We start from the raw sequence: 26,003 nt of genomic DNA on the forward strand, positions 1-26,003 counted from the left end.
TGCCGACGCTACAGCGAATGACCGCGTAACAGCCGCATCGGGTGTGGGACTCTCCAGGCGGCCTCGCGGCGGCGAACATAGGTTTGGTTAAGAAACCATTCGCCGCTTGGTAAAACTCTCTGCGCGGCTGCAAACATCCGGCGGATAGATGTGGGCGCGCGTCACCTTAAAAGCTGGCCTACGTACGAGCGCGCAACTCACGTCTCCGATGACGTCCCGCACGTGCTTCCCATGCAGACGGGCAGGCAAGCGGGCCAAAGGGACAAACGACAAGAATGTCGCCGACGTTGCAATTCCGGTACAGAAGGGCAAGCCAATCATGAATCGCTGCGAGAGACGGCGATCAACGTCGCTTTCGAAGAAGAGTGAATTCGCAGGCAATACGGCGCACGAGTAGGGTGGCGTTCCGCGGCGTCGAATCGCTATAGCGCGCGTCGGTTAGGCAGTTCTCGACACCGACTCAAAGGCGACACGACGGAAAAGTCTTCTTCCCTCTTTATATCGAGCCCGTCTTCTTGAGATAACCGCCTGCATCTCGACCATGCCGCTTCTGCTGAAGAAGCGCGAGCGAATGACCAGCGCCATGCGGCTGCTGTCGCGCCACCCTCACGCGTCACGTCGAGAGCCCTCCTAGATGCGATCACCTGCATGGTGAGCGAGCCGGCGTCATCGGTCTCCGGGCGCTATATCCTCCGGATGCGCCGACTGCTGCACGATTTCCTCGCCGACGCGGAAACCGGATTGACAATGTCCGCATGACGCAATGCTCTATAGCCGTCCCGGGCGGCCGTTCGCCGCCCGCCTCTCCTTCGCAACGCCGGTCGGCCTACGCCTTAACCGACCGATGCCGCCCCGCCTGCGGCCGGCCCGATCCCTTGGCGAACACGAACAGACTCGCGCCCGCGCCCGCAGCCGCGATGGCGAGCCGGATCGGATTCGCCTTCACCGTATCGACGCCCTTGGCCACGGCATTCGCCCACGGCGACGAACGCGTCGCGCCCGACCTCGACGGCGGAACAGGCGGCAGCGGCGCGGGCGCGACCGGTTGCGCGTGCGCCGCGCTTGCCAGCACCGGCGCGTGCGGCGCGCCGTGCACCGCGTCGTTAGACCCCTGATTCGACGCGCCCGCCCCCGGCGCCGGCATCGCGGGCGCGCCCGGCTTATCGGCTGCGCTCGACTCCTTCGCCGGCTTGCCCTCGCGCGCTTCCGCTCGCGCGGCCGCGGCTTCCGCGCCGAGCAGCAGCACGGCGGCGGCGAAATACAGCCACATCATGAGCACGGCGAGCGAGCCAGCCGCGCCGAATGCGTTGGCCGTGCCCGCGTGCGTCAGATACAGCGCGAACAGCTTCTTGCCGACCGAAAACAGCACGGCGGCAATCGTGCCGCCCACGAAGGCATCGCGCCAGGCGACGTGGCCATCGGGCAAATATTTCATCAGCGCGGCGAACGCGCACGACAGAATCACGAGGCCGAGGAGGAACTGCGCGATATCGCCGATGACGACGAGCGGCGATTCCCCGAACACCCATTTGCCGGCCGCCTGCACCGCCGTATCGAGTACGAGCGAAATGATCAACAGGAACGCGACGCCCATCACGAGGCCGAAGGAAATCAGCCGCACCTTGACGAGCGTGGCAACGCCCGACTTGGCTTTGTCGTCGGCGGGCCACACGACGGAGAGCGCCGTATTAAGCGATGAAAACGTGGCGGACGCGCCCACGGCGAGCAGTACGAACGAGATGACCGCCGCGATGCCGCCTCCGCCGCTGCGGTGCGCGTGCTCGACGATGGTCTGCACGCTCGCGGCGGCGTCCTTGCCGAGCATGCCGCTCACCTGATGGAAGATCTGCCCGCGCGCGGCCTCTTCGCCGAAGACGAGTCCGGCCACGGCGATCACCATGACGAGCGTCGGCGCGAGCGAGAAGGCCGAATAGAACGCGATGCTCGCGGCCATCGGCGCGGAGCGGTCGGCGCTGAAGCGCTTGAAGGTGCGAACGGGCCAGGCGATCGCCCGGCTCATGAGGGATGTGGAATCCCGCGCGGATGTCTTGTTCATCGCTATTCTCCTGGGAACGTGCTGCTTGCCTTTAGCATCGCGGATGCCAGCCGGGAGAACGACGGTGCGAAAACGCGGGAGTGCTGATGGTGCGCTGGGCGCGTTAGAAGCGACGACGCCCGGAATTTAGCCGTCCGCGCCGGGCTTCGAAATGTCGGGCGTGCCACGCACGGGGTTTTGGTCCGGCTGCAGATCGGTGTTGTCGGGCAGCGTCTCCGGCGTGCGCGCAGGCGGCGTGCCGCTCCCAATTTCGGCTTGCTCCGGGGCGGGTCGTTGCGGTTGAGTCGGGTCGGACATGGTGGCTCCTTGGGGCGTCGGTGTTTAAGTCGTCAGCAAATGGCGTACTCGCGTTCGCGCGTCGCGGACTGTCGCTGCCTGCGCGGCCCCGGCCGTGCCACATCGCGTCGCGCCTGGAAAGCCGACCTCCGCATCGCCGAACTCGATCCGACGATCCTGAGCCTGTCCATCGACATCGACGGTCAGAACGCGCTCTACCAGCACGGACCGGTCGCGCCGACTCGCATCAGTTGGCCCGGCCCGCGCGGCGGCGTGCATGCGGAACTGACGGCGAGCCCGCGCATCCGCGCGGATACATCGACGATTGCTGCCGACGGACCGTGGGCGCTCATGCGCCTGATGCGTCTTGGCGAAGTCGTGCCGACCGCGACGCCGGGCCGCACGCGCGTCGTCTTCGGCTTCGAGGGCCGCAAGGCGGTGCTCGATATCGCGACGGCCGGCAGCGTGGCGAATCCCTTCACGAGCGATGTGCTCACCACGTTCCGCTGCCCGAGTTCCATGCCGATCTTCAACCTGCCCGACAGCGGTCCGCCGCCCGGCTTGCCCGCATTGCCGTCGCAGACGGCCTCCTCCGCCGGAACCGCAACCGTCGCGGCAGCCGACCCCGCTCCGGCCGCTTCGGCGAGCCGTCAGTAAGCATCGCCGCTTCGGCAGACGGGCGCACGGTCGACAGACGTAGCCGGCGCTCGCCGACAGCGGCATCCGCCTCAGTTTTCCGGCACATATTTCCGCTTTCTCGCAGGATCTAGGCAAACGTTGGCGGCCCGGCTCGTTCAGCGCGTGCCGTCCACGCAAATTTGACGAGAAGGACCCTAAAGTCCCGCCTTTTCCGGCCGTAGTTACGTCCGAACCCCAAGCGGGACGGCCTCTTTCGTCCCGCCGCACTTTCTCCTTGCATCGCCGATCGGGCTTGCCGCGCGATGGTCCTCTTCCATCCGTCGCCGTCGTCGTCGATGCGGCCTCGATCAGCATTCCTAAGTGACATCATGATGACGATCAACTCGAATGCACGCGCTCTTTTCCAGGCGCGTCCGTGCGCCCTATTCGCCGTTGCACTGGCGATGACCGCGCTTCTGACGGCGTGCGGCGGCGGCGGAGGCGGCGACGGCACGGCCGGCGCGGCAAAAAGCGCTGCCGCCGGCACCACCGTCAGCGGCACGGAAAGCGATGCCGCTTCCGCCGCTTCGTCGGCTTCGTATTCGGGAGGCGGCACTGCCGTCGCCTCCCCGGCCACGAGCACCGCGCAGTCCGCCGCGAATTCCACGGCGGCCAGCACGTCGACGGGAAGCAGCGCGACGCCCGTTAGCCTGAACAACTCGACAGGCTCGAGCGCGCCGGTCAGCGCACCCGCGCCGGTCAATGCCTCAGCGTCGATCTTCTATGGTGCCAATGGCCACAACAACGAAGGCGGCGCCTACGACATTTCCAGTCCCGCGCGCCAGCTTTCGCAGTTGCAGGACCTCGGCGTGAAGCTGTATCGCAACGAGGTGTACAGTCAGGCAACCGCCACGAAGCTGGCGGGTATCGCAAGGTCGATGGCGGCCGGCGGCGTCACGGTGTTTCCCGTGCTGTTGTCCGACCCGCGCTCCTTCAACAGCGAAACCGACGCGTACGACGCGGGCTTCGCGCTCGGTCAGCAGACGGCGACGTCGTATCGGTATCCCTATTACGAGGTGTCGAACGAACTGGGCGCGCTGGCGTTGGTCGGCAACGTCGATGGCGTCTATCCGCAACATTTCAACAACGCGATTTTCCAGAAGGCGCGCGGCGTGATACGCGGCATGATCGCCGGCATCAAATCGGTCGATACGAACGGCAAGATCGTCATGGGCGGAGAAACGTGGCTGCACTACGGCTTCGACGAGATGCTCTGGAACGGCACGCAGCCGGACGGCACGACGGGCCATCCGAAGGTCACGTGGGACATCACCGGCTGGCATTGGTATTCCGATCAGGGCGACATCACGCGCGCCTGCGGCGGGACCGGCTGCCACGACGTGCTCGCCGCGCTGCAGGCCTTCGGCAAGCCGATCTGGCTGACGGAGTTCGGCGTGCGCCCGTCCTACGGTTCGGACGCGCAGATCGCGTCGTACATGGTCGGCAACACGATGATGGCGCAGTTCGTCGCGGTGGCATCGCGGTATAACCTTCAGGCGATCCAGGTGTACGAACTCTACGACGATCCGGTCGGCGGCGAAGGCAACTACGGTCTTCTGATGAACGACGGCGTCACGCAGAAGCCGGTGTATGCGGCGTTCAAGAACTTCGTCGCCGGGCATCCGATGTAACTCGCCGGTCGCGTGACGCGACGATTGACCGGCCACGCGAGGGGTACGGCTGACGCTCGACGCGCTACCATAAGCCGCACCATCCGCGATTCAAGCCAGCCGGAGAAGCGACGAGCGTGCGAAACCCAGAGACTATCGACAGCAGCGCAGGGCCTCGCATGGAGCCGCAGCCCGCGAGCGCATCGGCGAACCGCGCGCACGCGCGGCGGCTCGCCGTCGCCTTGTCGCTCGGCAGCGCGATCGCGCTCGGGTTTGCGCGCTTCGCGTACGCCTTGCTTCTGCCTCCGATGAAGCTCGACCTTGGATGGAACTTCGCGCAGGCCGGCGCGATGAACACGGCCAACGCGCTCGGCTATCTGCTCGGCGCGTTCGCGTTCTGGCGGCTGTCGCAGCGAAGCGCGCCGCGGACGCTCTTCGTCGCCGGTTGTGTCACCACGGCGCTGTTGATGGCATTGAGCGGCGCGGTCACACAGACCAACGGGCTGCTTATATTGCGGGTCGTGACCGGCGCTGCGAGCGCGCTCGTCTTCGTGAGCGGCGGGGTGCTGGCGGCTCGCCTCGCGTCGCTTTCGCCTCGCGACTCCGGGCTCATCATCGGCTTGTATTACGGCGGCACGGGCTGGGGCATCGCGCTTTCGTCGATCCTCGTCCCGCTGACCATATCGTCCGATACGCACGGCTGGCGATACGCCTGGTTCGCGCTCGCGGCAGCGTGCGCCCTCTGCGGAACCGCCGCGGTGTGGGCAGCGCGGCGTATCGACTCGGCGTCTGCGCAACCGATGGCACCACGCGGAGCGTCAGTCGCGGCGCATCGGCCGGTGGGGCACAGGCGCTATATCCTCGCGCTTGCGGGATACGGCTGCTTTGGCGTCGGCTATATCGGGTACATGACGTTCATCGTCGCGTTGCTGCGCACGGCGGGCATGAGTGCCGCTGTCGTCAGCGGCTTTTACGTCGTGCTCGGCCTGGCGACGGTCGTCTCCGCGCGTGTGTGGTCGGGACTGCTCGACCGGGTGCGCGGCGGTCAGGCGCTCGCGTTGCTCAACGCGCTGCTCGCCGTGGCGACGCTCGTCCCTGCGCTGTTCGCGCATCCGGTGGCCGCGTTCGCGTCCGGCTTGCTGTTCGGCGCGACGTTTCTATCCGCCGTGGCGTCGACGACAGCCTTCGTCCGGCACAACCTGGCTGCGAGCCAATGGGCGAGCGGCATCAACGCGTTCACCATCGTCTTCGCCGTCGGGCAGATCGTTGGTCCCACGGTGATCGGGCGCATTTCGGATAGCGGCGGGCTCAGTCGCGGTCTCGTCTACTCTGCAGCCATGCTCGCGCTCGGCGCTGCTCTTGCGGCGTGCCAGAAGCCGTTGAGCGAGCCCGCATCGCCGAAAGAATGAGGCCAGTGCGGCAGGTCAGCCCGACCGCGCCTTCTTCATCTTGACGTACACGTGCGAGCAGAACGCATCGGCGACGACGCGATTGACCGTCAGGATGTTGTCCGCGCTCAACGATTCTCGTGAGAGGCCCTGTTTCTCGATCAGTCGCTGCGGAATCAGCTGGCTCAGGAACGAATGGCACAGTTCCTTGCGTGACTGCGTGTCTGCTGACTCGAAGAACTCCCGCCCCGCCCTGATCTCCTCGCTAATCTTCGCTTTCGCGGAATCGTTCTGCGCCTGGATGGTCGCTTCTAGTTGCGCCTGGGCTGCGTCGCGCTCTCGCCGGCCCTTCTTCTCTTCTTCGAGTTGGCGGGCCTTGATCGCGGCCATCTTGCGGTCCGCGTCGCCGATACGGTAGTTGCCTTCCAGCGCCTTGAAGAGGTAGCCGCGCGGGCTCACGGTGACCTTGCCTTCGTTCAGCTTGAAGCGCGTGTATTCGATCGCCTGTTCGAGACGCTCGTCCGTCCACACATCGCGACGCTTGGCGAGGCGCTCGAAGTCGGGCGTATCGAACGCGAATTCGTTGTGCAACAGGAGGTACATCTCGTCGGCGATGCCCGCCCGCGCCGCATCCGCGCCCTGCTTCTTGGTGAAACGAAAGCGGATCTTGAGCTTGTCGCGCGTGGCGCGATCGGCGTTGGCTTCCCAGCTCACGTCGAAGTCCGAGACTTCATTGAGTTGGTCGATAGCCGGCTCCAGAAACCGCTTCTTGAACTCCTTGACTTCCTTGCGCGACTCACCGACTTTGCCCGGCCATTCGAGCACCTCTTCGAACGGGAACCACTCGGTCACGCCGTGGCCTTCGCACGGAATCAGGCGGTCATAGATCGCACGTGCGAGCGACAGCGAAAATGCCGTCGAGGCGCGCAAGCTCAACCAGTGGGCCTTGTAGGGGCTGATGAGATACTTGATGACGCGTCCGGAAAGCAGCACGCAGACAACGTTCCGTTCGATATAACAGTCACCGAGCAGACTAATGGTGCCCCACGAGTCTTTCTCCGTCAGTTCCTCGATGGATGGCGCCGTCATGATTTCGACGCGCGCGCGCGCCGCCGCTCTCATTTGCGCGATCAGGTGACTGTGGTTGCGGCTGTCGTAGCGCATCAGCCACTTAAAGTAGTTCACGTCCGCGGTGAAGGTATAGACCTTGTCGTCGATCAGCTCGTCGGGTGCTTTTGTCGCGACGATGAAATACGCGGCGTCGAGCACGCGCCGCGCCGCGATCCCGAGGCCGCCGACACGCGTGAAGATGTTGTTCCGCAGAAAACCGATATCGCGCGTCGCCTCGCAAATAGCCGCGCCTTGTCCGGACATATCCTCGTAGATGTCCAGCGCAAGTTGCTGAGGCGTGACGGTGAAATCTTGATTGTCCATTCTTCTGTTCGGCTACTGTCCCGGCACTCTAACAGGCACGAAAAGCGTGTCAACACAAAAACCGCCCCGCTTTTACGCGCCTGATCTGCACAAAAACCGTCCTGCCCAGCGCCTCAGACGCCCAAATTCCGCCCCCGCGCGCACAAAAACCGTCTCTGGCCGCCCAGTTTGCGGCTGACCCAGCACAAAAACCGCCCCGTCCGTCACAAAAACCGTCCCTATTCACAACGGGCGGCCTTGATTTCAAAGGGAATTCTCAGCGTTGTTTGTAGGTGTGCGAGTCAAGGTTTACAAAAAGACAAGACAAACTCTTGCCTCTGCAAGGTGAATTCTTGTCTCCTCGAATCTAAGTGTCTGATTTCGTAATGGATTTTCTAGCGCACAAAAAGCACCCCGGGGCGCTTTTTGTGCTGGGGCCTTTTGCATGGGAGGACGACGGCGGAGGCACTGCTTCGTCAAAAAGATCCGGACGGTATTGCGAGCAGAGAAAATGGCGCGATGAAGGCGCTGATAGACAAGAAACTGCGAAATTTTCTCCGCTCCGTAAGCCTGTTTACGCATATTCGTGTATTCTGCGCTTCAGCGTCAATACAGGGAGAAAGCGCAGAATGGCCAACGTAGGCAGCCTACCAATGGAAGACCGCAAAGTATCGCTTCGGGAAGTGGCGGAGTTTGCGGATAACCTCGAACCGTTTTCGGACAACCTTCGCGAGCAGATCCTCGCACCGCGCCCGCGCAAGACAGCACCCTTTTACACCATCAGCGAACTTGCCGAGATGTGCAACCTCACTCGGCAGCAAATTCAGTATCTCGTGACTAAAGGCGAAGGTGGTCTGCCGAGCGGCACACTAAATGGCAACGGGCGCAGCCGGACGTTCACATTGCCCGAGGTGCGACTGTGGGTGAAGATGGCTTCGGATATCTACCAGACGCGGCTCGACGATGCCGACGGCACCTTTCGCGGCAAGGTGCTCACTACGGCGCAGTTGAAGGGAGGCTCGGCGAAGACTACGACAACCGTATGCCTGGCACAAGCTCTGACGCTGCTCGGCCGGAGAGTCTTGTTGATCGATCTGGATCCGCAAGCGTCGGCGTCGGAGCTCTGCGGACTTTATGCAGAGAAGGAAATCTCGGGGGACGACACCGTGCTCCCTTATATCTATGACCAGAACATCGAAGGGGGGCTGGGCGCGAGCGTGCAGTCGACCTACTGGGATGGGCTCGACATTATCCCCGGTCATACCTTCCTGTACGGAGCAGAGTTTCTGCTTCCCGCCCGGCAGAAGACGATTCAGGGCTATCGATTCTGGGCGGTGTTGCGGGAGGGGCTCGAGCCGCTGCGCGCGCAGTACGACTACATTCTGATCGATACGTCGCCCTCGCTGTCTTACATGAACCTGAACGCATTGCTGGCAGCCGACGCGCTCGTCATGCCAATGATTCCCGAGAATCTCGACTTCATCAGCTCGTTGGCGTTCTGGCGGCTTTTCTCCGATGTCGCGGAAGATTTTCTGCCGTACGAAGAGGACAAGGTGTACGACTTCATCTCGATCCTGCTGTCGAAGGTCGATTACGGTAAGACGTCGTCGGCGCCGGTCGTCCGGCAGTGGGCGCAAAGTGCGTACGGCCGTTGGCTCGATCCGTTCGAGATCCCGGCGAGTTCTGTGATGAGCGGCGGTGCGCTGTCGTTCTCGACTGCGCTGGACGTCGTCAGTACGCACTCGACGGCCAAGTCGTTGCAACGGGTTCGTCAGCCGATGATGCAGTATGCCAAGTGGCTCGACGATATGTTCGTTAAATCCTGGAAGGAGGCGGCGTGAGTAACAACATTAGAGAACAACTCATGGCCAAGACGGCCAACCTTCCGAAGCCGGCCGATTTCAAAGGCGAGTCGAAGAAGGATCGAAACGCCCGAGGTCCGCAGACGATGCCCGGCATCACGAGCGCGCTCGCAGCGGCGCAGCTTCGGATTCAGGAGTTGGAATCGAAGGGTGTGGAGACGGACATTCCAATCGAGGCGATCGTGCCGAACCCGTGGCAGCCGCGTCGTCAATTCAATGAGGGCAAGCTCTCGGAACTGGCGCGGTCCATCGATGAAGTCGGATTGCTTCAGGCGGTTACGGTTCGCCGCATCGGGGAGTCGTTTCAGTTGGTCGCCGGCGAGCGGCGGCTGCGTGCGCATAAGCTCATCAACAAGGAGACGATTCGCGCGGTTGTGATCGAGTGCTCTGATCAGGATATGGCAGCGCTTGCGTTGATGGAGAACGTGACGCGCGACGATCTGTCGGACTATGAGATCGCTATTGCGATTCGGCGTGCGGAAGCAGAATTTCCGAACCGCACTAGGCTGGCGGAGGCGATGGGCATCTCGCGGAGCGATCTCTATCGGTTCCTGGCGTTTGACGCGCTGCCCGATTTTGTTAAGCGCGATCTGGATTTGACGCCTTCGGTTTTAGGGGCGTCGTCGGCGCAGGACGTCGCGAACGCGCTGAAGAAGTCGGGCGAAGCGGGGCTGAAGGCGCTGCAGGAACTGTGGCCGCAGGTTCTGTCGGGCGATCTCGTTCAGACGAAGCTCGCTGCGAGTTTGGGCGCGCATATTAGCCGCGGCGGTGCGGCTACAGACGCTGGCGGGCGTAGCATCCTGAAGATCTTCGCGGGAAAGGTGCAGGCGGGGAGCATCACGAAGGACGTCAAGGGATTGACGTTTAAGTTTAAGGCGGGCGTGGTCACTGAGGAGCAGGAAAATCAGCTCCGAGAGCATATAGGGAAGATGTTCTCAATACGGTCTGAGTGACTCACTTATTGGCCCGCTTCGCGGGCTTTTTTTTGGCTTCGCAGTGTGGGTGTGATGAGTGCGGCTGGCCTGCGGACGGGTGTCCGAAGCATGCACGCGACAAGGGTGCGATGTCACCTAGAGGAGGAAGCGCTCGTAGACGTTGTGCTTATGCTCGGCGCGAGTGTCCGAATTTGGACACTCCACCAAGACGGGGCGCAGAGCCGTTGATCCCTGCCCGCTTCGTCTGGGGCGCCGCGAACCATCAACGCTGCCTTTACTAACGTACCTTGTGGCGCGTGGTGCGGCGCGCCTTCCCTACTTGCATGTAGGACGGCATTGAGGCGACAGCAGCGCTACTGTCCGAATTCGGACACTCACTCGGACAGGCGGCCGAGTTGCAGTGACTCTTCCGCGCCTCTCGGATCCTCCTGTTGGCGTTTTTCGACCACGTCTAGCTAGCCCACGCCGGCCTCATTTCCTGCGCGATCCGTTGCAATTTGCAACGACGCCCTGCGCGTACTCATTCGCGAACGCCCGGACGCAAGCGTGAAAAGCGTGATGCCTGGGGTTCCACGCTAACTTGACACGACCGGCTGTCAGATTACACACGTGCTGTATCGGGCATCAAGTGGCGTCGTCTTGGTCCAGGCAAGAATGCGCTCTGCGCGGCGCGTCTCGCGTGCAAGCTTGGATTCGCACTGCAGGTGGCTCAGCGTTTAGAAGATCAGAACGCTTAGCTCGAAGAATACAAAATATGCGGCGGCGTACCCCGCGCCGTACCCGCAGTATCTAGGAATGACGGCCGCTTCAACGGTGTCCGAATTCGGACACAATGCGGCGTCGTTCGACTGCGCGCATTTCTTTTCGGGACAACTGCGGTTGGACCGTCCAATGTGCCGCGTCGCTCGCTGGTGGACCCTAGTAATGGTGGCCCCGAGCATCGGGCGATACTCCAAGAGCAGCGCGGCTTACGGCGAAGAAGCTCTCGCGCCGGAATCATCGCGGCGACCTGAACCGCGACGTCGGGCGGACCTTCACGGTCACGAGGAGCGCCGCTGGTTTCCTACAATTTGAGTGCGTTTGAGTGATCGCGCAACGCGTAGGCTCGTGGCAGCCGTACCCGTCCACCGATTGCCGAGCGTGGGCGCGAGTTGTCCGCCCAAGAGGCGCAAAGGCATCTTCTTTCCGTCTCAAGCCTTTCCCGAGCAGTTCACGCAGAAAGAGGCGCTCGTTGGACTTCCTTCACAACGCCGCGCCGTGAGGAGCGATCAGGACGACAGGAAGCGCGCCATCAAGGCACTAGATTAGGGCCGACTCGGAAGCCGATAGGCGGGGCCGTTGAAGAGGTACCCGGAGTGCCGACGAACTCGCAGGACGCTCAACGTAGACCTGCATCGCAGTATGGCGGATCTCCGTCTACTCAATCACGAACCCGCGCCTTGCAGTCGCGCGAACGAAATGCTGGTACCGATCAAGCAACCGACCACGTGCGTAATTGAATTTGATGCCGGTAGCGCGCCGATGGCTTCGACGCGTCTGGGTAGGGCTCTGGCATGGAGCACGCACTAGTGTGCTAATGAGGCAGAACCAATGCTCAGTGTCCGCGGACCGATTGCTGTTGCGATCCAAATCGTTACAAGCCGGCTCGATGACTTCGGAAAAAGCGACTGCTGAATGTGCTAGGCAACAGTCGCATCTCCGAAGTGGAGCGATAGTCTTTGCTTAGGCAGAAAGGAGCCCTGCGAGCAGTTCTTTGATTCCCGCGATCATTGCGAGTCGAACGACATGGGATCGTCACCGCGCGGCTTCCTGAAGTAGCTAATGCAAGAAGCGCATTTGACGCCAGCATCGCTTTTTAGAGGCGTGTACGGACGTACGGGGACATGGTTGACACATGATGGTCAGGGTTTCGGCTCGTGCACGTCAAGTCGGGCGGCGCGATGATGAGCAAACTAGAATTCGAAAACGCCGTCTTCGTCGCTTTTGGGCCTGCCAGCCATGAGTAATCCCTTGCGTGCAATCGACAGACGCAGCGCGTGGCCCGGAGAGAAACTTGGCAATTCGAATTGACTTGCAGGATCTCGTCTGTGGCAGGGCATGGATGATTCCGGGCGTTCGATTGCCCGAAAGCGTCAACCATGTCCCCGTACACCTGCCAGCCATGTCTCCGGTCTATACAGAGGCGGAAAGACTTCAGCCTGCGCGTTTCTCGCGGGCTCAGCGTATCGGGCGAACGAAGTGCCTCAGCGTGGAACAAAGGCATCTTTCTTGCATGCCGCGAATATCGTTTAGATTCAGTGACTTACGACCGTTATCTTCACTTGTTTCACGAAGAAACAGCCTAACAGCGAGCGTCAACCGCGCGCTGACGCAAGACCGCGACGAATCCCGCCCCGAAGCTCTTCAATCCCGCTGCTTCGTAACAAACGATACATTAACGCCGCCAGAGGCCGGGGCTAGCGCTTCCGCACACGCCCCAAGAAACCGCCCTTAAGCCCGCTTCTTCCGCGACCCCTGATACGGTTCCCCCGCCTTGAACCGCTCGAGCCTGTCGCTTGCAGTGGTCAACGCACCGAGCGTCGCGCGCCTGAGTTGATGATCGTAGAGCGACACGATCGCTGCCAGCCGCTCGACTGCCTCCGCCTCGATGCTCCACGAGCCGGATTCGCGGCCGCCGTCGAACATGCGCGCAATCGTTTGATCGGCATCGACGAGAGCTTCGTCGGGGAAGTTGCCATGCCCGGCGTCCGCAAGAAACTTCGCGAGCAGCATGACTTCGGCGATATGCTGCGCTGGTGCAATATCCGGCGAGCCGACGCGCAAGGTCTCGAGCGCGAGGTGCGCGTGAAGGGCGAGTTCATCCGCTACGCCGCGAGCGATGGGCAACAGTTGTGCTTTTGAGAGCCGCGTGTGCGTCGCGGGAGCCGAGCGGCGAAATGGAATAGTGGAGGACATGCGTCGGTCTTGGGTTGGCTTGCTCTTGTTAACGAACAACTGAAGCCGTTCTTAAGGGCCCGCGTGCATCTGCATTTACCCTAATGACGCAACTAACGGTCATACCGAAAGACGTTCACGAAAGAGTCGCAGCCGACACCGACCAACGAAGCAAGCAAAAGCGGGCGAGCCGAGAGGCGCCCGCCGCGCTATTGGCCAATCGCGCCGTCCACGGAGACGTCGAGAACGTTCGTCAGTTCGCCGCGATCGACCGCTTCTAGCGTTAGCCGATTGAGGAATGCACGCATCGACCTCCTGCGCAGGTCAGAGCAACCATTCCGCCTCACCAATTCTTCGTCTACGCCCCGCGTCGTTTCATCGCCTCATACATCAACGCAAAGAACTCTGCCGCGTGCGCCGAGTCGAGCCATCGCACGATCAACGCGATCCGCGACTCTGGCTCGATCCACATAAACGAACTTCCCGCGCCGATGCCGAAGTAGCTCGTCTCCGGCACCCCGGGAAACATCTTCCGCCCCGTGTTGAGCCAGACGAGGTAGCCATAGAACGATGCAAGCGGGCAGGGCGCGCGCATCCTCGCGATCCACTGGGATGAAAGCACCCGCTTGCCATCACTCACGCCATCATCCAGCAGCATCTGCGCGATCTTCAATTGATCGTTCGCGCTAATCGACATCCCGCCGCCCCAATGCGTGCCGCCCGGCACGGACTGCATGCGCTTGCCGTCGATTTCGACCCACGAGTGGTCATAGCCCGCCCAGTTCCAGTTGTCGCTCAAGCCCAGCGGTCGCGCGATGGCATCCCGGAACACATCGGGCAGCGGTTCCCGAAACAGATGCAGCAGCGCGAGTGAAAGCTGATTGATGCGAACGTCGTTGTATTCCCAATACGTGCCGGGCGTGCGCAACGGCCGCAGTTCGCCTTTCTTGCCTCCGGGCGGCTCGCCGAACGTGACGGCGCGGTAGTGGTCCGCCTGATCCGAAAGCCCGAAACACTCGCCCTGCCATTCGCTGGTTTGCTGAAGCAGATGCGTCCACGTGATCGGCGCGTTATGCGGATCGTCGAAGCCGATGCCCGGTACGCGCACGCGCACCGCTTCGTCCGGATCCGGCAACAACCCGCGATCATGCGCGACGCCCGCGAGCAGCGCGAGATACGTCTTCGCGATGCTGAACGTCAGGTCCGCGCGGTCCGGCTCGCCCCACGTCGTCATCACGCGGCCATCGACGGCAAGCGCGCCCGACACCGGTCCTCGATCATGCACCGGCCCGAGCAGCCGATTCCACGGCGGCGGATCGTTGACGTGCACGCCCCAGTTGCCGTGCACTTGCCGATCCCAAGTCGATTCGTGATCGAGGGAAAACTGGATCGCACGCTGCAATGCTTCATTCATGTGAGAACTTCCTGGCTGAATTCGAAACGTTCAACGCACATCGAGGCGCTTTCGCGCCCAGACCAGCGTGACGAGACTCACGACCGCTGCGATCATCAGATACAGTCCCGGCGCGAGATTGTTATGCGTCACCGCGATGAGCGACGCCACGGCCAGCGGCGTGAAGCCGCCGAACACCGTCGTGCCGATGTTGTAGCCGAACGCCATGCCGGTCGTGCGCGTGGCGGTCGGGAACAGCTCGGACATCAGCGCGGGAATCGGCGCGAAGTACGTCGCCTTGAGGAGCGCGACCCAGATCACGGCGGCGAGCAGCGTCGGCAGCGACGGATGCGCGTTCATGAACATGAACGCCGGATAGACCGTCAGGAAGAAGATCACGCCGGTAATCAGCATGATGCGCGTGCGCCCGTACTTGTCGGAGAGATGCCCGACCACCGGCACGAGCACCATCATGATGAAACCGGCCGTCAACGTCGCGATGAAGCCGGACGAGGGCGCGAGTCCCAACTGCCGCGCGGCATACGTCGGCATGTAGAGCAGCATGTAGTTGGCGGTCGTCGTCAGCACGAGCGATCCGATCGACACGAGCAGGCGCTCCTTCTGCGTCGCGAGCAGTTCGCGCACGGGCGACGCCACTTTCTCCGCGTGCTCGAATTCCGGCGTTTCGTCGATGCGTCGCCGGATATACAGCCCGATCGGTCCGATTAGTACACCAAACAGAAACGGAATGCGCCAGCCCCAGCCTTCGACCTGCGCGGGCGTCAGCGAGCCGGTCAGCACCGCGCCGAACAGCGACGCGAGCAGCGTGCTCGCGCCCTGACTGGAAAACTGCCAGCTCGACATGAAGCCGCTGCGCTCGGGCGCGTGCTCGACGAGAAACGCCGTCGAGCTGCCGAATTCGCCGCCGGCCGAGAAGCCTTGCAACAGCCGCGAGACGAAGATCAGCACCGGCGCCGCGAGCCCGATGGTCGCGTAAGTCGGCATCAGCGCGACCATGGCGGTGCCGAGCGTCATCATCGCGATGGAGAGCGTGAGCGACGCCTTGCGTCCGCGGCGGTCGCTGTACGAGCCGAGCACGAGCGCGCCGACCGGCCGCGCGAGATACGAGAGCGCGAACGTGCCGAGCGTGAGCAGGAGGGAGACGGTGTGATCGTGCGTCGGGAAAAAGAGCTTCGACAACGTCCCGGCGAAATAGCCGTACACGACGAGATCGTAGAACTCGAGCGCGTTGCCGATCGATGTCGCGACGATCAGTCGTGCGACGCCGCGCTCCTTGCCGCGCGCTTCAGGCGACGTCGAAATGGTGGCGGAATCACTCATGGCGAAGCCCTCCGTTCGTCTTGCGCGGCAGATGGTCGGCGGGATTGCCGTTGGCGGCATCGCCTTCGCGCGTGCCGAGGTCCCAGAAGAGGCCCGCCATGATGCGCAGCCCTTCGCTCGCGACCGACCCGAGCAAGTGCTCGTCCGGCGCGTGCTGCGAACAGCCGGGATACGAATGCGGCACCCACAGCGTCGGCATTCCGAGCACATCGGCGAAAACGTCGTTGGGAAGCGTGCCGCCGAGATTCGGCAACAGCACGGGCCGCGTGCCCGTGGTTTGCGTGAGCGAGCGCAGCGCCCACTTGACCCACGGATTGTCCGGATCGACGCGCGTCGCGGGCATGCCGCGCTCCACTTCGACATCGACCATCGGGAAGCCGTGCGCATCGAGGTGATCGCGCACGATCTGCTGCAAGTTGCGCCAGTCCGTGCCGACCACGAAGCGGATCTGCATATGCGCGAACGCGGTTGCGGGAATGGCGTTCACCGGTTTGTCGGGATTGCCAGCGCGAAAGGCCAGCACTTCGATATTGTTCCAGCCGAACACGCGCTCGGCGGGCGTAAGTCCCGGCTCGCCGTAATCGGCGTCCACGTCCGGTTCGCCCGGATTGCCGCCGACGGTGATGTCCGCGAGCGCGCGAACCACCGAATCGGGAATCGGCGGCGGACGCAAGCCTTCGATCAGAATCTTGCCGTTCTCGTCGACCATCGTCGCTATCGCGTTGGCGAGCACGATGCCCGGGTTGCGCAGCAGGCCGCCCCAATTGCCCGAGTGATGCGCGCCGTCGCGCAGTTTCACGTCGAGCCGGAAATTGATCACGCCGCGCGAGCCCAGAAACAGGGTCGGGCGGTCGGCGGCGAGGCGCGGTCCGTCCGAGGCGATCAGCGCGTCGGCGGCGAGTTCGTCGCGCAGCTGCTCGCAAATGGCGGAAAGGCCGGGCGAGCCGACTTCCTCGCCGGTCTCGAAGAGCAGCTTCAGATTGAAGCCGAGCTTGCCGCCGCGCGCGTCGAGCACCGCCTTCAACGCGGCGAGGTTGATGCTGTGCTGCCCTTTGTTGTCGGCGGTGCCGCGACCGTACCAGCGGTCGCCGTCGACCGTCACGCTCCACGGCGACAAGCCTTCGCGCCATTGCGCGTCGTAGCCGCGCACGACATCGCCGTGGCCGTAGGTCAGCACCGTCGGCAGGTCGTCGCCTTCGTGGCGATGCGCGACCAGAAACGGCCCTGCGCCAGCCGCAGGATTCTCGACCACGCGGCAGCGGAAGCCCCACATCGTGAGCGTCGGCGTCAGTTCTTCGGTGAGATACGCCGCGAGCCGCGCGGCGCTATCGGCCTCCTGGCTTTCGGTGCGATACGCGACGCGCCGCTGCAAGTCGTCGAGAAACGCGCCGGACTGAAAGTAGCGATCGGCAATCTGAAGGGCGGTGTCGCGGGTCACATCGGTCTCCGTCGAAGCTGAAAAGGCAGCCGTGGCCGCCGACCAATTCATGCTGACCTCGCCGATATTTCTGGACAATTACAATATTTCTCACCAACCTTTGCATTTTCGGCAAAGCGCGCGTTTCGACTCTGAACGCTAAAACGGACGGCGCATGGACCAGACGGCTTTACGCTATTTCCTCGAAGTGGCTCGCAGCGGATCGCTCAGCAAGGCGTCCGAGCGGCTCTTCGTCGCGGTGTCCGCGCTCAGCCGGCAGATCGCGAAGATCGAGGAGCAAATGGGCACGCCGCTTTTCGAGCGACGCCCGCGCGGCATGGTGCTGACCGAAGCCGGCCGCCTGCTCGCCAATCACGCGCGTCGCAGTCAACTGGAAGACGAGCGCGTGATCGACGAGATTCGCGGACTCGCCGCGAGCGGCCGCGCGACGATTCGAATCGCGGCATCCGAAGGCGTGGCGCCCGACTTCCTGCCGCAAGCCTTCGCGCACTTCCTGACGACGCATCCGCGCGCGCACTTTCAGCTCGACGTCTCGGCGCCGTCCATTGCGACACAGCGCGTGCGCGACGGCTCGCACGACATCGCCGTGTGCTTCAGCATGGCGCCCGAGCAGGACGTCCACGTGCATTACGCGCAACGCGCGCCGGTCTATGCGCTGATGCGGCGCGACCATCCGCTCGCATCGCGCGAATCCGTGTCACTCGCGGATCTGCATGCATGGCCGCTCGCGATGCATAGCCAGGGCGTGACGCTTCGACAACTCTTCGACATCGCGTGCAGTCTCGAAGGACTCGTGTTCGAGCCGGTCTTCGTCGGCAATTACCACATGGCGCTGCAAAGCTTCGTGCGGCTTACGGACGCGATCACGCTCACCGGCTATCTCACGGTGCGCAGCCGTCTTGGTGCCGAGGGCTTTGCCGCCGTGCCGATCTCGAATCCCGAACTGCATCAACGCACACTGCAAATTCAGACGATGGCAGGACGCACGCTGCCGCAGCCGGTCGCGGCATTCGTCGCTCTGTTGAAGGACGCGATAGAAGACCCGGCGATCGTCGACAGGAATAGCCGTTGCTCTAGCTGATGCCAACGCCAAACGGCATTGCGACTCACGGAGCACATCATGTCAGGCTTGCCATCGACCGGGCAGGACAAACCCGAGACACGCCCGCCCTTCGTCGGCGCTTCGGAGCGGCGCTCGCCTGTCGAGCTACCGCCGCTTGCGCCTGATCGCAAGGTGGGCTTCGCTATCGTCGGCCTCGGCCTTCTGAGTCTCGATTCGATCTTGCCCGCGCTGGCGTCATCGAAGCTCGCGCGCCTCGCAGCCGTGATGACCGGTGACAAGGCAAAGGGCGAACGCGTGGCGCGGCAATACGGCGCGCCTGCCGAAGCGGTGTACGGCTACGACGAATGGGCGCGCCTCGCCGCGAACGACGATGTGCAGGCCGTCTATATCGTGACGCCCAACGGCTTGCATCGCGAACAGGTGATTGCGGCGGCGGGCATCGGCAAGCATGTGCTGTGCGAGAAGCCGTTGAGCAATACATCGGCCGAAGCGGAAGAGATGATTCGCGCATGCGCGGATGCGGGCGTGATGCTGATGGTCGCGTACCGCTTGCAATATGAACCGCATAATCGAGAGGCCGCGCGGCTGGCAAGATCGAAAACGTTCGGAGAACTGAAGATCATCGAAGCGCATAACGGTCAGGTGCAGGGCGAGGCGGATCAATGGCGGCATGACAAGCGCCTAGCGGGCGGCGGATCGTTGCCGGATATCGGCCTCTATTGCCTGAACTTCGCGCGATTCGTGACCGGCGAAGAGCCGATCGAAGTGTCGGCCTGGGCGTGGAGCACGCCGGGCGACGCGCGCTTCGCGGAAGTCGAAGAGAACGTTTCGTGGCAGATGCGCTTTCCGTCGGGCGTCGTCGCGCGTTGCTCGGCCGCTTACGATTCGCACGAATCGCGCGTCGCACGCCTTCATTTTCAGCGCGGAACGGTGATGCTCGATCCGGCGTTCGCGTACAAGGGACTGCGCTTGTCGGTGCAGCATCGCTCGCCGGAACGCGAGGACGTCGAGGTGCGCGAAGAGCGCGTGCTCGAAGACGCGAACCAGTTCGGCGCGGAGATCGACCACATGGCCGAGTGCATTCTGACCGGCAGAACGCCCGCGACGCCCGGCGAAGAGGGCCTACAGGATCAAAGGATCATGGAAGCGATCTATCGCTCGGCGGCGGAAAATCGGCCGGTGCAGCTTCCCGCGGTCGCCGAGCGGGACGCGTTCCGCGACGCCCGGCTCACTGTCTGAGGCCACATCATGCACTGGCTACTCGCGATCTTCGCGGTACTGGCGGGCGTCTCGAACCCGCTGCAATCGGGCAGCAACTCGGCGCTGCTCAAGGGCCTGCACGAGCCGATTGTGTCCGCGTTGATCGTCTATCTGATCGGCGCGGCGTGTCTTGCGGTATGCGTGCCATTTTTCGGCTTCGGCGTGCGGCCCGCGCTCTCGCGCCTCGGCAGCGTGCCGTGGTGGGCGTATATCGGCGGCATCTGCAACGCGCTCTTTCTGATGTGCTCGCTCCTGATCACGCGAAAGCTCGGGTCGGCCACCTTCACGACGATCGTCGTCATTTCTGCTGTCGTGACATCGATCGCGCTCGACCACTTCGGCCTCATGGGCTTCGAAGTGCGCGAGGCCAGCGCGTTGCGTCTGCTGGGCGCCGGTCTGGCTGTCGCGGGCGTCGTCCTCGTCGCGATCTTCTGACTGCGCCCGTCGACGCTCGCATTAACGCGCGCGTCGCCGGTAGCTTTACAAACGTAAAGCCAGCGGGCACAATCCGCCGTTGAATAATAATGATTCGCATTTAAAACCACGACGGCTACGAGAAGAAGCATGAATTCAAACAAGACCAGCCGGTTCGCCCTGCGACCGCTGAGAACGGCGGCGCTGCTTTTGTTCACGGCGAGCGCATGCGTGAACGCGCAATCGGTCGACGCCGACACCGCGCCAGCGGAAAGCACGCTGCCCGCGGTGAAAGTGACGGCTCAAAGCGATCAGGACGCGCCGTACGGACCGACGAAAGGTTACGTCGCGAAGTCCAGTTCGACGGCGCTCAAGTCCGGCACGCCGATCATCGAGACGCCGCAGTCGGTCTCCGTCGTCACGCGCGATCAGATGGATCAGCAGAACGCGCAGACGCTGAATGCCGCCGTGCGCTACGTGTCGGGCGTGACGCCGGAAACGCGCGGCGCCATCGCCACGCGCTACGATCTGCTGAAAGTGCGCGGCTTCGACGCCGACACGTACTGGAACGGCCTGAAGCTCATCGGCAACGGCTGGTATTCGACACCGCAACTCGACCCGTATCTGATGGATCGCGTCGAAGTTCTGAAAGGGCCGGTGTCCGTGCTGTACGGGCAAGCCGCGGCGGGCGGGCTGCTCAACATGGAAAGCAAGCTGCCGACTGTCGAGCCGCTGCACGAAGTGGGCGTCGAAGTCGGCAACTACGGGCATGTGCAGGGCAAGTTCGATCTATCCGGGCCGATTGCCGGCGACGACCGCTACCTCTTTCGCGTGACCGGCATCGGACGCAAGGAAGACGGACAGGTTGCCATGACGAAGAACGAGCGCATTGCGATTGCGCCGTCGTTCACGTGGCGCCCGGACAACAAGACATCGCTTACGCTGTTCGGCCTGTATCAGCACGATCCGCGCAGTTCTTCCTACGGCAGCGTGCCGCCGCAAGGCACCGTGCTCTATAACCCGAACGGCAAGCTGCCGAGCAATTTCTACGACGGCGATCCGAGCTTCGAGAGCTTCAATCGCGTGCAGGAATCCGTCGGCTACAAGTTCGACCGACGCCTGACCAACGCTTGGACGTTCCGCGCCAACGGCCGCTACATGCATTTGGCGCAGGACTACAAGAGCGTCTACGCGAGCGCGCTGGAAGACGATTTGCGTACGCTGGATCGCGGCACCGCCTATTCGCAGGACAATCTGAATACGGTCGCGCTCGACAATCAACTCGAAGGCAACTTCTCGACCGGGCCGATCGACCACACGTTGCTCGTCGGCTTCGACTATCAGCACTACGCGACGAACTTCGTCTCCGGCTTCGGCACGGCGCCTTCCATCGACATGTACGCGCCCGTGTACAACCAGACGATAACGGTGCCCGAGTTGTCGAAGCAGGTGTTGAGCGGCACGCAATACGGCGTGTATGCGCAGGACCAGGCGCGTTTCGGCAACGCGATCCTCACGCTCGGCGGGCGCGAGGACTGGATCAACAGCAAGACGCGCAACGAAACGTTCGGCACGTCGTCGAGCCAGTCCGACCGCGCGTTCACGGGCCGCGCCGGTCTGACGTATGTGTTCGACAACGGCATTGCGCCGTATGTGAGCTATACGGAGTCGTTCACGCCGCAAGTGGGCACCGACATCAACGGCCGCGCGTTCGACCCGGAGCGCGGACATCAATACGAAGTGGGCGTGAAGTATCAGCCGAAGGGCTACGACGCGCTTTTCACGGCGGCACTATTCGATCTGACGCGCGAAAACCTGCTGACGGTCGATGCCACGAACCCGAACTTCCAGTCGCAAACGGGAGAGGCGCGCTCGCGCGGCGTCGAACTCGAAGCGAAGGTCAGTCTCACCGATTCGTTGAACGTGACGGGAAGTTATACATATTTGAATACCGTCTACACGAAGGACAACGGCGGCCTGCAAGGCAAGCATCTGCCGGCCGTGCCGCAGAATCAGGCGTCGTTGTGGGCGTATTACACGATCAATCGCGGGCCGCTTGCGGGCCTTTCGCTCGGCGCGGGCGGGCGATACACCGGCACGACGTACAGCACGCAAAACGACTTCAAGGTCCAGAGCTTCTTCCTGGTCGATGCCACGCTGCGCTACGACCTCGGCCGCGCGGCCGCGCAGCTGAAGGGCGCGGAGTTGTATGTCAACGCGCAGAATCTCTTCGACAAAGAGTATGTGGCGTCGTGCTACTACGGAAGCTGGTGCGCGTTCGGCTACGGGCGGCAAGTGTTCGCGGGCATGAACTATCGCTGGTAGTACACGTTCGCGCGTCACACGGGGAATGCTGTCGTCGAGAGAATTTCCCGCAGAACCACGAAGGTCCGTATCTGCCGGACGCCCGGCAGATACAGCAGCTTTTCCGCGTGCAGCCGGTTGAAGCTGTCGCTGTCGCGGGTGCGAATCAGCATGAAGAAATCGAACTCGCCGGTAACGACGTGGCATTCCATGCAGCCCGGCACCTTCTGCGCAGCCTTTTCGAAGTCCGTGAAGGACTCGGGCGTCGAGCGGTCGAGCACGACGCCGATCAGCACGAGCATGCCCGCATCCAGCGCCTTCGGGTTCAATAGCGCAACCGTGCCGCGAATCAGCCCGGCTTCGCGCAGCCGCTCGACGCGCCGCAGACACGCCGGCGGGCTCAGGTGAACCTTGGCGGCGAGCGCGACATTGGAGATGGATGCATCGCGCTGAAGCTGGCGCAGGATCGCGCGATCGACGCGATCGATCTCGATGCCCGATGCTGGCGGCTCTCGCCGTGGCGTGGTTTTTTTCATTGCGTGCGAGCACCATCCGAAGAAATAAAACTGCGCTTGGTCTGACCGATAAGCGCTCACGTTAGGCCAAAGCCAATTTCTTCGCAACGCCGACATCCGTCAGATTGACTACGATTTCCGTCAGGCGTCGCGGATCACGCGCGGCAGCCCGACCTCAATCGCACAGGATGCCGACCATGAACCTGCAACGTTTTCCCCGCTATAAGCTCACTTTCGGGCCGACGCCCATTCAGCCGCTCAAGCGCCTGAGCGCGCATCTCGGCGGCAAAGTCGAGCTCTATGCGAAGCGCGAGGACTGCAACAGCGGTCTCGCGTTCGGCGGCAACAAGACGCGCAAGCTCGAATATCTGATTCCCGAGGCGCTCGAACAGGGCTGCGATACGCTCGTGTCCATCGGCGGCATTCAGTCGAACCAGACGCGTCAGGTCGCCGCCGTCGCCGCGCATCTCGGCATGAAGTGCGTGCTCGTGCAGGAAAACTGGGTCAACTACTCGGACGCCGTCTACGACCGCGTCGGCAATATTCAGTTGTCGCGCATGATGGGCGCCGACGTGCGCCTGGTGCCCGACGGCTTCGATATCGGCATTCGCAAAAGCTGGCAGGACGCGATGGACAGCGTGCGCGCGGCGGGCGGCAAGCCGTTCCCGATACCGGCGGGCTGCTCGGAGCATCCGCTGGGCGGGCTGGGTTTCGTCGGCTTCGCGGAGGAAGTGCGGCAGCAGGAAGCCGAGCTGGGCTTCAAGTTCGACTACATCGTGGTGTGCTCGGTGACGGGCAGCACGCAGGCGGGCATGGTCGTCGGTTTCGCGGCGGATGGCCGCGCGCGGCGCGTGATCGGCATCGACGCGTCCGCGAAACCGCAGCAGACGCACGATCAGATCACGCGCATCGCGAAGCACACGGCGGAACTCGTCGCTCTCGGCCAGGACATCACGCGCGACGACGTGATTCTCGACACGCGCTTCGGTGGCCCCGAATACGGCCTGCCCAACGAAGGCACGCTCGACGCCATTCGTGTGTGCGCGCGGCTGGAAGGCGTGCTGACCGATCCCGTATACGAAGGCAAGTCGATGGACGGCATGATCCAGATGGTGCGCAACGGCGAGTTCCCCGAGGGGTCGAAAGTGCTGTACGCGCATCTGGGCGGCGTACCCGCGCTCAATGCCTACAGCTACCTGTTTCGCAACGGCTGACTCGCTTTACCTCGCACGTAATCGACGCGACGCGCGCCGGCCGGCAAGATCGGCGGCATCCTCACACAGAAGAAGGAGCCGCGAAATGACTGCTTACGCCGTCGGGCATCTGTATGAAGTGGAGATGTGCGCGGATATCGTCGCGTATCTGGAGCAAATCGACGCCACGCTCGCGCCGTTCGGCGGGCGCTTCATCATTCACGGCGGGCCGTGTGATGTGCGCGAGGGCGCGTGGCATGGCGATCTCATCGTGATTGCGTTTCCGGATTCATCGGCCGCGCGGGGATGGTACGAGTCCGACGCGTATCGGCGCATCCTGCCGCTACGCACCCGCCACGCGCGCGGCGCGGTGTTCTTGATCGACGGCGTCGATCCGACGCACAAGGCGACGGACATCCTGCACTAGCGGCTCACAGCGAACGACCGTCTACACGCGCGGTTTTGGCGCAAACTTGTCATATCACCGGTCATGGTTGATACTGCCCAGTTGCACCTTTTCCCGTACGTCGACTTAACGGTTTCGCTAATGAGCACAATTCTTGAAAGCCTTCCGACTGGGCAAAAAGTCGGTATCGCGTTCTCAGGTGGACTCGACACCAGCGCCGCGCTGCACTGGATGCGCCTGAAGGGCGCGGTGCCGTACGCCTACACGGCCAACCTCGGCCAGCCCGACGAAGACGACTACGACTCCATTCCCCGCCGCGCCACGCAATACGGCGCGGAGGGCGCGCGCCTGATCGACTGCCGCGCGCAACTGGTCGCGGAAGGCATCGCCGCGCTGCAATGCGGCGCGTTCCATATCTCGACGGCGGGCGTCACCTACTTCAACACGACGCCGCTCGGCCGCGCCGTGACCGGCACCATGCTCGTCGCCGCGATGAAGGAAGACGGCGTCAACATCTGGGGCGACGGCAGCACGTACAAGGGCAACGACATCGAGCGCTTCTACCGCTACGGCCTGCTCGTGAATCCGGACCTGAAGATCTACAAGCCGTGGCTCGACCAGACGTTCATCGACGAACTCGGCGGCCGCGCGGAAATGTCGGAGTTCATGCGCCAGTCGGGCTTCGAATACAAGATGTCGGCGGAAAAGGCGTATTCGACGGATTCGAACCTGCTCGGCGCCACGCACGAAGCCAAGGACCTCGAAAGCCTCGAATCGGGCATCAAGATCGTGAATCCGATCATGGGCGTTGCGTTCTGGCGCGACGACGTGAAGATCGACAAGGAAGAGGTGACGATCCGCTTCGAGGAAGGCCGCCCGGTCGCGCTGAACGGCAAGACGTTCACCGACGCGGTCGAGCTGCTGCTGGAAGCGAACCGCATCGGCGGGCGTCACGGCCTCGGCATGAGCGATCAGATCGAGAACCGCATCATCGAGGCGAAGAGCCGCGGCATCTATGAAGCGCCGGGACTCGCGCTGCTCCACATCGCGTATGAACGGCTCGTGACCGGCATTCATAACGAAGACACCATCGAGCAGTATCGCGAAAACGGCCGCCGCCTCGGGCGCCTGCTGTATCAGGGCCGCTGGTTCGATTCGCAGGCCATCATGCTGCGCGAAACCGCGCAACGCTGGGTCGCGCGCGCGATTACCGGCGAAGTGACGCTCGAACTGCGCCGCGGCAACGACTACTCGATTCTCAGCACCAAGTCGCCGAATCTGACGTATCAGCCGGAACGCCTGTCGATGGAGAAAGTGGCGTCCACGTTCTCCCCGCGCGACCGCATCGGCCAGTTGACGATGCGCAATCTCGACATAACCGATACGCGCGACAAGCTGCGCATCTACGCGCAAGTCGGGCTGCTCACGCCGGGCGAGGCGTCCGCACTGCCGCAGATCAAGGGCGACGAGGCTTAAAGCCACGCGTCCGGTTGCCGGATGAGCGCTGCGAGCGCGCGCTCATCC

19 protein-coding genes and 1 pseudogene are annotated in these 26,003 nt (G+C 63.1%); 12 read left to right on the forward strand and 8 right to left on the reverse strand.

What is annotated here, in order from left to right; genetic code table 11:
• Positions 1 to 826: 826 nt before the first annotated feature.
• Together HWX53_RS19235 and HWX53_RS19240 are read right to left on the reverse strand one after the other, a co-directional pair.
• Positions 827 to 2,020: a YihY/virulence factor BrkB family protein gene (locus HWX53_RS19235; RefSeq protein WP_244140203.1), complete on the reverse strand. Its 1,194-nt coding sequence runs from the start codon at positions 2,018 to 2,020 to the stop codon at positions 827 to 829.
• 162 nt (positions 2,021 to 2,182) lie between these two features.
• Complete coding sequence (locus HWX53_RS19240; protein ID WP_175943753.1) at positions 2,183 to 2,353, reverse strand: hypothetical protein; 171 nt, start codon at positions 2,351 to 2,353, stop codon at positions 2,183 to 2,185.
• Between the two features lie 105 nt (positions 2,354 to 2,458).
• Here HWX53_RS19240 and HWX53_RS19245 point away from each other — a divergent pair.
• The 3 genes and pseudogenes from HWX53_RS19245 to HWX53_RS19255 form a co-directional block, all read left to right on the forward strand.
• Positions 2,459 to 2,989, forward strand: a pseudogene (locus HWX53_RS19245) (type VI secretion IcmF C-terminal domain-containing protein); the annotation flags it as partial.
• Between the two features lie 350 nt (positions 2,990 to 3,339).
• On the forward strand, positions 3,340 to 4,641 hold the full coding sequence (locus HWX53_RS19250) for a glycosyl hydrolase (protein WP_244140185.1): 1,302 nt from the start codon (positions 3,340 to 3,342) through the stop codon (positions 4,639 to 4,641).
• A 158-nt stretch (positions 4,642 to 4,799) separates the two neighbouring features.
• On the forward strand, positions 4,800 to 6,029 hold the full coding sequence (locus HWX53_RS19255) for a YbfB/YjiJ family MFS transporter (RefSeq protein ID WP_175943758.1): 1,230 nt from the start codon (positions 4,800 to 4,802) through the stop codon (positions 6,027 to 6,029).
• 15 nt (positions 6,030 to 6,044) lie between these two features.
• Here the strand turns inward: HWX53_RS19255 and HWX53_RS19260 are convergent, their stop codons facing one another.
• Positions 6,045 to 7,442: a replication initiation protein gene (locus HWX53_RS19260; RefSeq protein ID WP_175943759.1), complete on the reverse strand. Its 1,398-nt coding sequence runs from the start codon at positions 7,440 to 7,442 to the stop codon at positions 6,045 to 6,047.
• A gap of 608 nt (positions 7,443 to 8,050) precedes the next feature.
• Between HWX53_RS19260 and HWX53_RS19265 the strand changes: the two genes are divergently transcribed.
• Both HWX53_RS19265 and HWX53_RS19270 read left to right on the forward strand, forming a co-directional pair.
• Positions 8,051 to 9,262 carry an AAA family ATPase gene (locus HWX53_RS19265; RefSeq protein WP_175943761.1) on the forward strand — a complete coding sequence of 404 codons (1,212 nt, stop codon included), beginning with the start codon at positions 8,051 to 8,053 and terminating at the stop codon, positions 9,260 to 9,262.
• Entirely contained in the window at positions 9,259 to 10,236 is a 978-nt protein-coding gene (locus HWX53_RS19270) for a ParB/RepB/Spo0J family partition protein (RefSeq protein ID WP_175943762.1), read from the forward strand. Before HWX53_RS19265 ends, HWX53_RS19270 begins: the two co-directional genes overlap by 4 nt.
• Before the next feature lie 2,472 nt (positions 10,237 to 12,708).
• On the opposite strand, the gene HWX53_RS19275 is transcribed toward HWX53_RS19270, so the two are convergent.
• From HWX53_RS19275 to HWX53_RS19290, 4 genes are all read right to left on the reverse strand, one after another.
• Positions 12,709 to 13,173, reverse strand: a complete 465-nt coding sequence (locus HWX53_RS19275) for a hypothetical protein (RefSeq protein WP_175943768.1) — start codon at positions 13,171 to 13,173, stop codon at positions 12,709 to 12,711.
• A gap of 337 nt (positions 13,174 to 13,510) precedes the next feature.
• The gene (locus tag HWX53_RS19280; protein WP_175943770.1) at positions 13,511 to 14,566 is read right to left on the reverse strand and encodes a serine hydrolase; all 1,056 of its coding nucleotides are present in this window, start codon (positions 14,564 to 14,566) and stop codon (positions 13,511 to 13,513) included.
• A 30-nt stretch (positions 14,567 to 14,596) separates the two neighbouring features.
• Positions 14,597 to 15,886, reverse strand: a complete 1,290-nt coding sequence (locus tag HWX53_RS19285; protein ID WP_175943772.1) for an MFS transporter — start codon at positions 15,884 to 15,886, stop codon at positions 14,597 to 14,599.
• Positions 15,879 to 17,324 (reverse strand): M20 family metallopeptidase, encoded by a 1,446-nt coding sequence (locus tag HWX53_RS19290; protein WP_175943775.1) that lies wholly within the window; start codon positions 17,322 to 17,324, stop codon positions 15,879 to 15,881. The genes HWX53_RS19285 and HWX53_RS19290 overlap by 8 nt, the downstream gene beginning before the upstream one ends.
• 154 nt (positions 17,325 to 17,478) lie before the next feature.
• Between HWX53_RS19290 and HWX53_RS19295 the strand changes: the two genes are divergently transcribed.
• From HWX53_RS19295 to HWX53_RS19310, 4 genes are all read left to right on the forward strand, one after another.
• Positions 17,479 to 18,405 (forward strand): LysR family transcriptional regulator, encoded by a 927-nt coding sequence (locus tag HWX53_RS19295; protein ID WP_175943778.1) that lies wholly within the window; start codon positions 17,479 to 17,481, stop codon positions 18,403 to 18,405.
• Positions 18,406 to 18,444: 39 nt separating this feature from the next.
• Positions 18,445 to 19,626 carry a Gfo/Idh/MocA family oxidoreductase gene (locus HWX53_RS19300; protein ID WP_175943781.1) on the forward strand — a complete coding sequence of 394 codons (1,182 nt, stop codon included), beginning with the start codon at positions 18,445 to 18,447 and terminating at the stop codon, positions 19,624 to 19,626.
• Positions 19,627 to 19,635: 9 nt separating this feature from the next.
• Positions 19,636 to 20,082 (forward strand): DMT family transporter, encoded by a 447-nt coding sequence (locus HWX53_RS19305; protein WP_175943783.1) that lies wholly within the window; start codon positions 19,636 to 19,638, stop codon positions 20,080 to 20,082.
• Positions 20,083 to 20,211: 129 nt separating this feature from the next.
• Positions 20,212 to 22,386: a TonB-dependent siderophore receptor gene (locus HWX53_RS19310; protein ID WP_175943786.1), complete on the forward strand. Its 2,175-nt coding sequence runs from the start codon at positions 20,212 to 20,214 to the stop codon at positions 22,384 to 22,386.
• A gap of 14 nt (positions 22,387 to 22,400) precedes the next feature.
• Here the strand turns inward: HWX53_RS19310 and HWX53_RS19315 are convergent, their stop codons facing one another.
• Positions 22,401 to 22,901: an Lrp/AsnC ligand binding domain-containing protein gene (locus HWX53_RS19315; protein ID WP_175943788.1), complete on the reverse strand. Its 501-nt coding sequence runs from the start codon at positions 22,899 to 22,901 to the stop codon at positions 22,401 to 22,403.
• 176 nt (positions 22,902 to 23,077) lie between these two features.
• Between HWX53_RS19315 and HWX53_RS19320 the strand changes: the two genes are divergently transcribed.
• From HWX53_RS19320 to argG, 3 genes are all read left to right on the forward strand, one after another.
• Positions 23,078 to 24,094 carry a 1-aminocyclopropane-1-carboxylate deaminase gene (locus HWX53_RS19320; RefSeq protein WP_175943790.1) on the forward strand — a complete coding sequence of 339 codons (1,017 nt, stop codon included), beginning with the start codon at positions 23,078 to 23,080 and terminating at the stop codon, positions 24,092 to 24,094.
• An 85-nt stretch (positions 24,095 to 24,179) separates the two neighbouring features.
• Entirely contained in the window at positions 24,180 to 24,500 is a 321-nt protein-coding gene (locus HWX53_RS19325; RefSeq protein ID WP_175943792.1) for a DUF1330 domain-containing protein, read from the forward strand.
• 120 nt (positions 24,501 to 24,620) lie between these two features.
• Entirely contained in the window at positions 24,621 to 25,955 is a 1,335-nt protein-coding gene (gene argG / locus HWX53_RS19330; protein WP_175943794.1) for an argininosuccinate synthase, read from the forward strand.
• Positions 25,956 to 26,003: the final 48 nt, after the last annotated feature.

This window comes from Caballeronia sp. BCC1704, from assembly GCF_902833455.1.
Lineage (GTDB): Bacteria > Pseudomonadota > Gammaproteobacteria > Burkholderiales > Burkholderiaceae > Caballeronia.

Excerpts from the sequence above, each read along its gene's own strand:
- HWX53_RS19235 (WP_244140203.1), bottom strand. The coding sequence starts at position 2,020 with ATGAGCCGGGCGATCGCCTGGCCCGTTCGCACCTTCAAGCGCTTCAGC.
- HWX53_RS19240 (WP_175943753.1), bottom strand. The coding sequence starts at position 2,353 with ATGTCCGACCCGACTCAACCGCAACGACCCGCCCCGGAGCAAGCCGAA.
- HWX53_RS19250 (WP_244140185.1), top strand. The coding sequence starts at position 3,340 with ATGATGACGATCAACTCGAATGCACGCGCTCTTTTCCAGGCGCGTCCG.
- HWX53_RS19255 (WP_175943758.1), top strand. The coding sequence starts at position 4,800 with ATGGAGCCGCAGCCCGCGAGCGCATCGGCGAACCGCGCGCACGCGCGG.
- HWX53_RS19260 (WP_175943759.1), bottom strand. The coding sequence starts at position 7,442 with ATGGACAATCAAGATTTCACCGTCACGCCTCAGCAACTTGCGCTGGAC.
- HWX53_RS19265 (WP_175943761.1), top strand. The coding sequence starts at position 8,051 with ATGGCCAACGTAGGCAGCCTACCAATGGAAGACCGCAAAGTATCGCTT.
- HWX53_RS19275 (WP_175943768.1), bottom strand. The coding sequence starts at position 13,173 with ATGTCCTCCACTATTCCATTTCGCCGCTCGGCTCCCGCGACGCACACG.
- HWX53_RS19280 (WP_175943770.1), bottom strand. The coding sequence starts at position 14,566 with ATGAATGAAGCATTGCAGCGTGCGATCCAGTTTTCCCTCGATCACGAA.
- HWX53_RS19285 (WP_175943772.1), bottom strand. The coding sequence starts at position 15,886 with ATGAGTGATTCCGCCACCATTTCGACGTCGCCTGAAGCGCGCGGCAAG.
- HWX53_RS19295 (WP_175943778.1), top strand. The coding sequence starts at position 17,479 with ATGGACCAGACGGCTTTACGCTATTTCCTCGAAGTGGCTCGCAGCGGA.
- HWX53_RS19300 (WP_175943781.1), top strand. The coding sequence starts at position 18,445 with ATGTCAGGCTTGCCATCGACCGGGCAGGACAAACCCGAGACACGCCCG.
- HWX53_RS19305 (WP_175943783.1), top strand. The coding sequence starts at position 19,636 with ATGCACTGGCTACTCGCGATCTTCGCGGTACTGGCGGGCGTCTCGAAC.
- HWX53_RS19310 (WP_175943786.1), top strand. The coding sequence starts at position 20,212 with ATGAATTCAAACAAGACCAGCCGGTTCGCCCTGCGACCGCTGAGAACG.
- HWX53_RS19315 (WP_175943788.1), bottom strand. The coding sequence starts at position 22,901 with ATGAAAAAAACCACGCCACGGCGAGAGCCGCCAGCATCGGGCATCGAG.
- HWX53_RS19320 (WP_175943790.1), top strand. The coding sequence starts at position 23,078 with ATGAACCTGCAACGTTTTCCCCGCTATAAGCTCACTTTCGGGCCGACG.
- HWX53_RS19325 (WP_175943792.1), top strand. The coding sequence starts at position 24,180 with ATGACTGCTTACGCCGTCGGGCATCTGTATGAAGTGGAGATGTGCGCG.
- argG (WP_175943794.1), top strand. The coding sequence starts at position 24,621 with ATGAGCACAATTCTTGAAAGCCTTCCGACTGGGCAAAAAGTCGGTATC.